Source organism: Mammaliicoccus fleurettii (assembly GCF_003970575.1).
GTDB classification, from domain to species: Bacteria; Bacillota; Bacilli; order Staphylococcales; family Staphylococcaceae; genus Mammaliicoccus; species Mammaliicoccus fleurettii.
This window is the reverse complement of the sequence record NZ_RXWZ01000178.1, coordinates 1-11,487: the sequence shown is the minus strand read 5'-3', so window position 1 is coordinate 11,487 and position 11,487 is coordinate 1. Positions and strand designations below refer to the sequence as shown.

Annotated in this window: 12 protein-coding genes; 8 read left to right on the top strand and 4 right to left on the bottom strand. The window is 31.1% G+C overall.

The window, feature by feature from the left end:
• Window positions 1-132: 132 nt before the first annotated feature.
• Window positions 133-774 (bottom strand): hypothetical protein, encoded by a 642-nt coding sequence (locus tag CD129_RS11820; RefSeq protein WP_115337725.1) that lies wholly within the window; start codon window positions 772-774, stop codon window positions 133-135.
• A 186-nt stretch (window positions 775-960) separates the two neighbouring features.
• Here CD129_RS11820 and CD129_RS11815 point away from each other — a divergent pair, with 186 nt between their 5' ends.
• On the top strand, window positions 961-1,308 hold the full coding sequence (locus CD129_RS11815) for a PadR family transcriptional regulator (RefSeq protein WP_078357344.1): 348 nt from the start codon (window positions 961-963) through the stop codon (window positions 1,306-1,308).
• Window positions 1,292-1,960: a DUF1129 family protein gene (locus CD129_RS11810; protein WP_078357345.1), complete on the top strand. Its 669-nt coding sequence runs from the start codon at window positions 1,292-1,294 to the stop codon at window positions 1,958-1,960. Before CD129_RS11815 ends, CD129_RS11810 begins: the two co-directional genes overlap by 17 nt.
• Window positions 1,961-2,443: 483 nt before the next feature.
• Here the strand turns inward: CD129_RS11810 and queE are convergent, their stop codons facing one another.
• Genes queE through queC form a run of 3 tightly spaced genes read right to left on the bottom strand, consistent with a single transcriptional unit; the run spans window position 2,444 to window position 4,246 of the window.
• Complete coding sequence (gene queE, locus CD129_RS11805) at window positions 2,444-3,154, bottom strand: 7-carboxy-7-deazaguanine synthase QueE (RefSeq protein WP_078357346.1); 711 nt, start codon at window positions 3,152-3,154, stop codon at window positions 2,444-2,446.
• The gene (queD, locus tag CD129_RS11800; RefSeq protein ID WP_078357347.1) at window positions 3,147-3,578 is read right to left on the bottom strand and encodes a 6-carboxytetrahydropterin synthase QueD; all 432 of its coding nucleotides are present in this window, start codon (window positions 3,576-3,578) and stop codon (window positions 3,147-3,149) included. Before queD ends, queE begins: the two co-directional genes overlap by 8 nt.
• Entirely contained in the window at window positions 3,578-4,246 is a 669-nt protein-coding gene (queC, locus tag CD129_RS11795; RefSeq protein ID WP_115337724.1) for a 7-cyano-7-deazaguanine synthase QueC, read from the bottom strand. Before queC ends, queD begins: the two co-directional genes overlap by 1 nt.
• Before the next feature lie 203 nt (window positions 4,247-4,449).
• Here queC and CD129_RS11790 point away from each other — a divergent pair, with 203 nt between their 5' ends.
• The 6 genes from CD129_RS11790 (at window position 4,450) to ltaS (ending at window position 10,932) form a co-directional block, all read left to right on the top strand.
• Entirely contained in the window at window positions 4,450-5,052 is a 603-nt protein-coding gene (locus CD129_RS11790) for an anthranilate synthase component II (protein WP_115337723.1), read from the top strand.
• Window positions 5,030-6,778: an aminodeoxychorismate synthase component I gene (gene pabB, locus CD129_RS11785; protein ID WP_115337722.1), complete on the top strand. Its 1,749-nt coding sequence runs from the start codon at window positions 5,030-5,032 to the stop codon at window positions 6,776-6,778. Before CD129_RS11790 ends, pabB begins: the two co-directional genes overlap by 23 nt.
• Window positions 6,779-6,839: 61 nt before the next feature.
• Complete coding sequence (locus tag CD129_RS11780) at window positions 6,840-7,055, top strand: hypothetical protein (RefSeq protein WP_115337721.1); 216 nt, start codon at window positions 6,840-6,842, stop codon at window positions 7,053-7,055.
• A gap of 36 nt (window positions 7,056-7,091) precedes the next feature.
• On the top strand, window positions 7,092-7,793 hold the full coding sequence (locus CD129_RS11775; protein WP_078357352.1) for a carboxyltransferase domain-containing protein: 702 nt from the start codon (window positions 7,092-7,094) through the stop codon (window positions 7,791-7,793).
• Window positions 7,784-8,788 carry a 5-oxoprolinase subunit C family protein gene (locus tag CD129_RS11770; protein WP_115337720.1) on the top strand — a complete coding sequence of 335 codons (1,005 nt, stop codon included), beginning with the start codon at window positions 7,784-7,786 and terminating at the stop codon, window positions 8,786-8,788. Before CD129_RS11775 ends, CD129_RS11770 begins: the two co-directional genes overlap by 10 nt.
• A gap of 203 nt (window positions 8,789-8,991) precedes the next feature.
• On the top strand, window positions 8,992-10,932 hold the full coding sequence (gene ltaS / locus CD129_RS11765; protein WP_115337719.1) for a polyglycerol-phosphate lipoteichoic acid synthase LtaS: 1,941 nt from the start codon (window positions 8,992-8,994) through the stop codon (window positions 10,930-10,932).
• Window positions 10,933-11,487 lie beyond the last annotated feature (555 nt).

The following is an 11,487-nucleotide window of genomic DNA, read 5'->3' as shown; positions in this document are numbered from 1 at the left end:
CATAGAAAAAACACCTCCGTATAAATTCATTTTAATATGAATTCAACGAAAGTGTTTTTATTTTATTCCCACAAATTGGGGTCAGCTCAGTACCTCCTTATTATATTTCTATTTCTATAATTAAGTACCCAGTTATTTTGCATTTGAAACATAATAAGATGTTTTAAATAACTTTTGCCATAAAATAAACAAAATATAAAACAGGAATACTGGTATTAATATAAACCAGTGTGGAGTAAGTACAATCATACATATTATTGCTACAATTGATAAGATTTCTCCTACTAATCGAGGATGTATAAAGTATCTGTATATACCTTTTTGGTAGATTTTTGAAAGTCTTTTACCATCTGCTTCGATTGCTTGAGTAAACAATGAAAGGTAAGCAATAATTTGCCCAAATATAAATAAACTGACACCAAAATATGGCACAGATTGATATATTGAAAGTTTACTGTCTAAATAAACGACATTTAAAGACACACTAAATACAATAGTAATGATATAAAGTACAAAAAATTGATTTTCAATATAGTTTGGAGCATATTTAATTTGAATCCATGTATGCAAGAATGCCCATATAAGTAACATAATTGTTACAGCTATCGTGATGAAGTTAATTTCTTTGATGATTATAAAGGAAACTAAACCATTCAAAGCAATTGTTATTGAAATAGCGAAATGATTTATACGCTTTTTCTTATTCATTACTATAAAGTTATATGACATTAGGACGATACACAGAATGATATTAATTGAAACGAGAAATGCCATATCTGTCTCCTACCTTAAACTAGTCTCATCTACGAATTATAACAATTCCTTAACATTTAATCACTAAATATATATTTATGTAAAGATTTTGCAAGAGTATTTGACATTATAAGTGTAATTTACTAGTATTGAAGCAAGCTATCTTGTAATACAAAGTAGTAGTAAAAATTGGAAGAGGTTATTACTATGTCGTCTATAAAGACACAAATGAGAAAAGGTTTGTTAGATGCATGTATCTTGTCTATTATTCAATCTCAACCAGTATATGGTTATGAATTATCTCGTAAACTAAATGAACATCAATTTACAGAAGTAAGCGAAGGAACGATTTATCCGATTTTACTGAGGTTGTTGAACAAAGAATTTATTTATAGTGAATTTAAACATAGTGAACAAGGACCAAAGAGAAAATACTACTATATAACTGATAAAGGAAGAGAAGAGTTAGAAATAGTTAGTAACGAATGGCTAAAAATAAAAGACCCAATTACTAAATTGTTAAAAGGGAGTACTGACGATGACAAGAACAACTAAACAATTGATTGATGAAAATAATACTAAAAGAAAGCAATTAAATGAAGAAGATTTAGAAGTATATGAAGACTTCTTATTATATGTAAGAACAGACTTAAGAGTTAGTGAACATGAGACAGAAGTTATTTTGATGGATGTATTAGATCATTTATTAGAAGCTACTTCTCACGGTACATCAGCTATAACATTTTTTGGACATGACGTTAAAGGACATGCTGATGAAATTTTAGAAGAGCTGCCTAATGAATCTAACAAAGCAATTATGAAGATGGTAATGATGGGTGTTGCTTACTTCTATAGTATTTATTTTATTGTCTCAGGTATAGCTGGTATTTTTGCAGACTATAAGACACCGATAATATCCATGATTTCGCTATTAATACTAGTTCCAATAGGTGGATTCTTTATAGTGAAAATTCTATTCAATATTATTCAAAGATATATATTTGATAAATCTAAATATAAGACACTGAAAGAAACAGTTTATGCAGGTTTATTAGTTGGCGTAATTCCAGCTTTATTAATATTAACACCAAACATTATATTTAAAGATATGATGAAAGTTTATATTCCATGGTGGATATTCATGTTAATAGGTATCGCTATTTTTGGACTATATAAAATGTCGCAGAATAAAAAGAAAATAGCATAAAAGAGGGTTGGACAGAAGTCTAATCTCAATATAATGAAAGCCTGAGACAAAATAGTTGTCCCAGGCTTTCGTTTTATAGTGTTGATTTTGAGAATGTCATAGATTAACTTGTGACTTTATCTACAACTTGGCTGAACTCTTAGATTAACTCCTGACTTAATCTACAACTTGGTCGATTTCTTCGATTAACTGCCTACTTAATCTACAACTTGGTCGATTTCTTCGATTAACTACTGACTTAATCTACAACTTGGCCAAACTCTTCGATTAACTCCTGACTTAATCTACAACTTGGCCGAACTCTTCGATTAACTAGTGACTTAATCTACAACTTGGCCGAACTCTTCGATTAACTAGTGACTTAATCTACAACTTGGCCGAACTCTTCGATTAACTTCCGACTTAATCTACAACTCATCTCATTTTTTCAAGAATCTTAATTCTATCTCACATACATCATTAAAAATTATTTCCTGAGAAATATTAAACGCCTTTTTTATTACTCCATAATAAAGTGTGCAATTGTGGTAAGACGTAAATGTCATTTAATGTATCGTTCATGACTTTATCTATTAATTGTTCGTATTTTTCTAATAGTTTTTCTGTATGATTTGAAACGCTGTCGTCTAAATATGGGTTACCAACTTGTAGATAAAATGGTATTGAAGGGTAACGGTTGTGTATGTCTTTCGCGAATTGATAATCGTCTTCATCGAAAATGACAACTTTAAGTGAAAGACTGTCTTGAACGCATTGTGTTATAACTTCATCAAGAATTGGTAAATTTGGTTTCATTCCAGAACTAGGTGGCTTTGGACTAATTGTTAAGTCATCGATTAGCGTCATCCAAGCTTGGAATTTTGATCCTTGTGTTTCGAGTGCAGTCTTAATACCTCTGTCGTTAAGAGTTTCTACTAATGGACCTATATTTTTTATTAGTGCTGGATTACCACCTGATATAGTTACGTGTTGATATTTGTTTGGAGCAAGTGCGTCTAATTCAGATATAATATCTTCTGGTTCAAGTAGTCGAATATCATCTTTAGCTGAACCATCCCAAGTGAAACTAGAATCACACCAGCTACATCTATAATCACAGCCACTTGTTCTAACAAACATCGTTTTTCGTCCGATGACTGATCCTTCACCTTGAATGGTAGGACCGAAAATTTCTAAAACAGGTATTTTAGGCATTATTGTCACCGTTTTTTAAAGGTCGATAAACGACATAACTTGTTGGTGTTTCTCTGACAAAGACTTGCACACATTTAGGTTTGTTTACTCTTTTGTCTAAAGATTCTTGTACGATATTGTATATTGTTTGTGCAACTTGTTCGGTAGAAGGACTGTTATCTTTAAATTCTTCAAAGTCATTTAATAGTCTATGGTCATATCTTTTATGGATTAATGTCTTAAGTTCGCTGAAGTTTACTAAAAATCCCATCTTATCTAGCTCGTTACCTGCGATTGTTAAGTTTACAAAGTAAGTATGACCGTGGATGTTTTCACATTTTCCAGCTTCTTCATAAGGAATGTAATGAGCACTAGAAAAGTTGAAATCTTTATTGAGTTCAAAGGCATAAGGATGTTGAACACTTGGATAAATTTGTTGTAGCATTATAAACTTCCTTTCGTTTGTAGGTATTGGCCTAGACCTTGGTTTCTTAATTTACAAGCAGGACATTTACCGCAACCATCACTCATAACACCGTTATAACATGTTAATGTTTTTTCTCTAACATAGTCTAGTGCGCCTAATTGGTCACTTAATGCCCATGTTTCTTTTTTATTTAACCACATAAGTGGTGTATGTATAACGAAGTCTTTATCCATTGATAAGTTAAGTGATAAATTCATAGATTTGATGAAACTATCTCTACAATCAGGATAGCCACTAAAATCTGTTTCGCAAACACCTGTAATAATGTGTTTAGCACCTATTTGATAGGCTAACGCACCAGCAAATGATAAGAACAGTAAGTTTCTAGCAGGTACAAATGTATTTGGAATTCCATTTTCATCATTTTCTATTTTCATATTATGATCTGTTAATGCGTTTGGAGAAAGTTGTGAAAGTAAAGACATATCAAGTACGTGGTGTTTTAATCCTTGTTCTTTAGCAATGTCCTCAGCAACCTTAATTTCTAAATCATGTCTTTGCCCATATTGGAACGTAACTAATTCTACTTCTTTAAAATGTTCTTTTGCATAAAATAAGCATGTTGTACTATCTTGTCCTCCACTAAATACGACAAGTGCTTTTGCATTTTTTAATGTTTCTGACATAATGTTTCTCCTTTATAAAGGCATAAAAAAAGCCTGCCTTCTATAAAAAGGTAGACGTAGGAGTCTAGTTTTTTATAGAGGGTGTAAGCTAGTAACCTCTTAGTTTATTGAATATACAAATGATAATATAATCATTTTGTAAAAGCAAGTTTATGATATGGTATGATTAATTTGAAATTAAGGAAAGAAGAGCGTGTAAACTTATGATTATGATGATAGATAACCACGATTCATTTACATATAACATTATTGAATATATAAAAATAATTACTAAAAATATTGAAATAAAAGTTTTGAAGTCTGAAGAGGTAACTGCAGAAATAGTTAAGGCTATTAATCCGGACGTGATTATTATTTCGCCTGGACCTGGGCATCCTGATGATTATACACAGTTAAAGTCTTGTATCTACAATATTTATAAAGATGTACCGATACTTGGCGTATGTCTAGGTTTTCAATTGTTAATTTCTACATTTGGAGGCAAAGTGATAAAAGGTGAACGACCAGTTCATGGGCATACTGCTCAAATAACACATGATGGAATGGGGTTGTTTAAAGACTTACCTCAATCATTTCAAGTTACTAGATATCATTCTTTAATAGCTGATAATCAACAGATTCCGCAAGAATTTATTGTCACGGCGCGTACAAAGGGCGGAATACCAATGGCAATTCGACATCAGTCTTTACCAATTGAAGCTGTTCAATATCACCCTGAATCAATATTAAGTGAATTTGGTTTAGAACAATTAGCGAACTTCTTAAGGAAAGCAGGTATTCAAATTGAAAACACATATTCAGTTTAAATATATTAGTGACTTGCAAAATGAAGAAAAATTAGACTTAAAATTTCAAAATCCAATTGATACACTTACTGCTAATAGTATAGATGAAGTGCAATCATTAGTTGATAAAGCGAGTTATTATCAACGTAAAGGATTCTACGTTGTGATAACTTTGCCATATGAAAGTGCTATAGCGTTTGATCCATCTCTAGAGGTGTACGGAACTGGGGATAATTATGGCTCAATTCAAGTGTATGACAAACCTGTTCAACAATTTAGTGAATTAGTTAGTCATAATCAATCCAATAACAATATTGAATGGCATGCAATGAACACTAATGACGAGTTAGCTCATAATATACATGCTATACAAGATGAAATAAGATTAGGTAATACATATCAAGTGAACTATACGACACAATTAACTTCTAATTCAATTCAAGATGGGTATTCTTATTTTAAATCATTAACTGAAGAATCTAATGGTGATTACCAAGCATATATTGAACACGATAATGAAACGATTATTTCTATTTCTCCAGAACTCTTCTTTCAACTTGGGCCGCATCAGCATTTAGCAAATTCATTGTTAACTAAACCAATGAAAGGTACGATTTCTAGAGGTAATAATGAAACTGAAGATCAAGAAAATCTCAATACATTAAAGCATTCTAAAAAAGATAGAGCAGAAAATGTAATGATAGTTGATTTATTAAGAAATGATTTAAGTAAAATTTCAAAAGTTGGAACAGTAGAAACGATAGATTTGTTTAAAATCGAAAAATATAAAACGGTTTATCAAATGACGAGCACAATACGTAGCCAAATAAAAAATGAACTTACTTTGTTTAATATTCTTCAAGCGCTATTCCCATGTGGATCAATAACGGGAGCACCTAAAGAATCCACTATGCAAATTATTAAAAGTTTAGAGAAAAAGCCTAGAGGTATTTATTGTGGCGCGATTGGTGTATTATTACCAGATGGGAAAATGATTTTTAATGTGCCTATTAGAACGATACATAATAATGAGCATAGAGCTATTTATGGAGTTGGTTCAGGTATAACAATTGATTCAGTTGCTGAAGCGGAAATCGAGGAATTTAAAATGAAAACTAGAATTCTTAAGATACCTAAAGTGAATTTGATAGAAACGATGAGAATAGAACAGGGAATTATACAAAGACGTTATAAGCATAGAGAAAGAATTTTAAAAAGTGCTAAAGATTTAGAAATACCATTTGAACTTGAAAAATGGAACGAATTACTTGATAATGCCGAACAAAGTCAAAGAGATGGAACGTATAAATTAAGAATAGAACTGACTTCAGATGGTGTATTTAATATGGAAACTAAAGAGTTAGTTGAATCTATGAAACCACTAACAGCAAAATTAAAACAAGCTAAGCCAATCGCTTCTAAGTATATTAGAAATAAAACAACTGAACGTAATCATTTTATTCATGAACAGGATACTGATGTCATATTATATTATAATGAAGAGAATGAAATAACCGAATTTGATATAGGCAATGTTGTTATTAAAGATGGAGAAACTTACATAACACCCTTATATAAAGAACAAATTTTAAATGGTTGTATGAGACAAGAACTGCTAGAAGAAGGATACATTAAAGAACAAACTATTGATAAGAATACAATGTTAAAACATATAAAAAATGGTAATTACGAAGTATTTATGATTAATAGTTTGAGAGAATGGACTAAAATAGATTTTAAATTTTGATGGTAATCTAAAGATACAAATAGTAAAATAGTAAACATCATATAAGGACGGGTGAAAAGATATGTTCTTAGCATTATTATATTTAGTAATAGTGATCTTAATAGCATTTTACTTAAAACGTGTAGTCTTGAGTCAATTAAGACAAGAAAAAAATAAGCAAAGTTTTGCGTATTTATATATTGGATTTGCCGTAGCAATTGTTTTTGTAGGCTTATTTGTTAATCAGTTAACGCATGTTTTTATTGATTTAACAGATGTATTTTATCGTAAAGAATGATGCTTTATATAGCAAAATAGAATGAGGTGTCTTTAAATGCGCATATATCCTAAGGGGGATTCTGCACTCACAGTAATGAGTGATCGTGAACCTTCAAGACAGTTAACGCATGAAATAAATGAATTTAGATTAGAAATATTGAATCAAGAAATGCCTTTTATAGATGAGGTCATTCCAAGTGAAAATAGTTTAATGGTTGTTTACCATCCATATAGTATGATGATGAATCATCAAATCAATGAGCCATATAAATATATGACAGAATTTGTTGAACGTATTATTTATCAGAAGAAAAAGGATTTAAATAATAGAGAAATCATAAAAAAATCTATTGCAATAGATGTCGTAATTGGTGGTAAGTATGGTATTGATTTTGACCATTTAACAGATTTATCAACAGACGAACAATTACAAGTACTCGAATCGAGAACTTATTTTGTTTCCATGATAGGTCACACACCAGGATGCCCTTATTTGTCTGGGTTAAGTCACCGTTTATTTTCGGACAACTGCAATTACAAACAATTTATTCCTAAAGGCTCATTATGTATAGAACGAGATAAGTTATTTATCACTACTACTGATACGAGCGGAGACTGGCCAGTTATTGGTTGGACGAACGTTGAGATCTTTGATAGACAGAGTAGTGAATGTAAACTTAATTTTGGTGATGATGTCATTTTAAATGTAGTTGAAGAATTAGAAAGCAAGGATGGAGGGTATAACCCATGTCAGTAATTATTAGAGAGTCTGGATTATACACTTCAATACAAGACTTAGGTAGACAAAAGTATCAACATATAGGGATTGTTAAAAATGGTTCTATCGATCAATTTAATCATAGATTAGCTAATATGCTAGTTGGAAATAATGAAGATGAAGCATTAATTGAAATGACATTTAAGTTACCAGCCATTCAATTTACTGAACCAACTTTAATTGCTTTTACTGGCGCTAATTTCCCCGCATATAAAGATAATGAAAAAATAACACCATATAAGATTCATTTAATGAATAAAGGTGAGGTACTAAGTTTTGGTGAAGCCGCAAAAGGCACAAGAGCATACTTAGCGATTGCTGGTGGCATTGTAGCAGAAGAATGGTTAGGTTCTAAGTCAACGAGTATACGCTTGCAAATGGGTGGCCACAACGGTCGTATACTGCAAGTAGGTGATGAGATAGAAATGTGTAGAAATTATACATCATTACAAAAGAAACTATTCGAGAACTTAGAAGAAACTAAGACTGCTGATTGGGGTGTTGATCAATATACGTTAGCCTTAAATTATTTTACAGATATATTCCATGTAGTTTCTGGAGAAGGCATGACGCACTTTAATGAAGCAGAAATAAAGCATCTTGAAAATCAAGTTTATAAAGTAACAAATCGTTTTAATAGAACAGGATTAACATTAGAAGGTAAGTCTGTTATCAATCGTAAAATTGTGGATCAACCATTCTTAAGTGTAAAAAAAGGTACTGTTTTATTAAATCAAGAAAATCAACCTGTTGTAATGTTAAACGATCATCAATCATTATCAAGTTATCCTCAAATAGGTACAATTGCTTCTTATCATATTGATAAATTAGCGCAAAAAAAACATAACTCTAAAATGATTTTTAAGAAACTCACAATTCAAGAAGCTGAATTAAATTTAAAAAAACACGCTCAGTTTATAAAACAAATTAAAACAGGGATAAAATATAAGTTAAATGAAGAATTAAATAAATAATGCACATGTGTAAATTGTGTCTTTTGTATGCACTTTTTACACATTTTTTGGATTAATTTATGGTTATTAGTTGAAATTTATTGTAAAGTAGTATAAATTATAATACTGAACATAAATAAATATTACGAGAATATTACAACCTTCAATAATATGTAATGAAATAATAATGATAATTGATATGAGTTGAGATACGGAGGAAAGGTATGAAAACTAAAAATAGGAAGATAGGCGTCTTTACATTCTTCTTGCTAACGATTTTAGCAATAGCATTAAAGACTTATTTTGCCTATTATGTAGACTTGTCACTCGGGGTAAAGGGACTCGTACAGAACTTGATTTTATTAATGAACCCATATAGCTTAATTGCGTTAATTCTAAGTGTGTTCTTATTCTTTAAAGGGAAGAAGTCATTTTGGTTTATTTTTATAACGGGATTTGTATTATCGTTCTTGCTTTATGCAAACGTTGTATACTTCAGATTCTTTTCTGATTTCTTAACATTCAGCACTTTAAACCAAGTGAGTAATGTTGAATCTATGTCTGGTGCAGTATATAGCTCGTTCTCTTGGTACGATTTTATATATTTTACAGATACAATTGTGTTTTTATTTGTACTTATCTTTAAAAGCAAATGGTTTACTACAAAAGCATTTCCGAAAAAATTCGTCCCAGTTGTTATGGGCGTAGCAGTTGCACTATTCTTCTTAAACTTAGCTTTTGCTGAGTCAGATAGACCAGAATTATTAACAAGAACGTTTGACCATAAATATTTAGTTAAATATTTAGGGCCTTACAACTTCACTGTATATGACGGTGTTAAAACGATTCAAAATAATTCACAAAAAGCTTTAGCAAGTGAAGATGATTTAACAGAAGTTAAAAACTTTACGAAACAAAAATATCAAGAACCAAACAAAGAAACATTTGGTATCGCAAAAGATAAAAACGTTATTAAGATTCATTTAGAAAGTTTTCAATCTTTCCTAATTGATTTTAAAGTAAATGGGGAAGAAGTAACACCTTATTTAAACTCGTTAGCAAAAGGTAATAAAGGTTATAAATATTATCCAAACTTCTTCCATCAAACCGGTCAAGGTAAAACTGCCGATTCAGAATTAACGATGGATAATAGTATTTATGGCTTACCACAAGGATCAGCGTTCTCGTTGAAAGGCGACAATACTTATCAATCCTTACCAGCAATATTAAATCAAAAGCAAGGCTATGAAACATCAGTCATGCACGGCGATTACAAAACATTCTGGAACAGAGATCAAGTGTACAAACATTTTGGTGTAGATAAGTTCTATGACGCAACTTATTACGATATGCAACAAAAAAATCTTGAAAACTTAGGTTTAAAAGATGAAGTATTCTTTGATGAATCAATATCACATTTAAAAGAACAAAAACAACCTTTCTATTCTCATTTAATTACGTTAACAAATCATTACCCATTCACAGTGAGTAAAGAAGACGCAACTATTGAGAAACCAGATACTGGTAGTACAACATTAGATGGTTATGTACAAACAGCACGTTATTTAGATGAGTCATTAGAGAAATTTATGACACAACTTAAAAAAGAAGGCCTGTATGATGATTCAGTTATCATCATTTATGGTGACCATTATGGTATTTCAGAGAACCATAATAAAGCAATGGCTAACTTATTAGGTGAAGATGAAATCACACCAGCTAAATTTATGGACTTAAACAGAACACCGTTCTTTATGAAAGTTCCAGGTTTAGAAGGTGGAGTTGATGAAACATACGGTGGTCAAACTGATGTTATGCCTACTTTACTTGATGTTTTAGGTATAAAATCAAATAACTACTTAATGTTTGGTACAGATTTATTATCTAAAGGACATGATGAAACAGTCGCATTTAGAAATGGTGACTTTATCACACCAGAATATAAATCGATTGGAACGACAACATACGACAACAAGACCAATAAACCTATGAAGACTAAACCTAAAGATTTAGAAGAAAACAAGAGTAATGTTGAAAAAGAACTAGAATTATCCGATCAATTATTACACGGAGACTTATTCAGGTTCTATGACAATCCAGACTTCAAGAAAATCAAGCCATCAGACTTTGAGTATAAATCAGGTAATGGCTATCAAGAAGAATAAAATTAATATTAAAAAGCCGGGACAAATTAATTTGTCCCGGCTTTTCTATTGTGAATAAATGAATTTATCAAGACAGGGCCAACAAGCTAAATAGAGCGGTTGAATGTTGCTAGTCGAGACAAACAAGCTAAATAGAGCCCGTGAATTTATCAAGACAGGTCCAACATGATAAATAGAGCGTCTGAATGTTGCAAGACAGGTCCAACATGATAAATAGAGAGGCTGAATATTGCAAGACTTACTCAACATGATAAATAGAGCCCGTGAATTTATCAAGACTGGCACAACATGATAAATAGAGCCCGTGAATTTATCAAGACTGGCACAACATGATAAATAGAGCCCGTGAATTTATCAAGACAGGTCCAACATGATAAATAGAGCCCGTGAATTTATCAAGACTTGCTCAACATGATAAATAGACGAGCTGAACTTATCAAGACTTGCCCAACATGATAAATAGAATGAATATGTCCATATAATTGTGTAATAAAATAAGAGCCATATATAGCTCACTTTAGTACAATGTAATCGACTAAGAAAAATTGTAGAGGT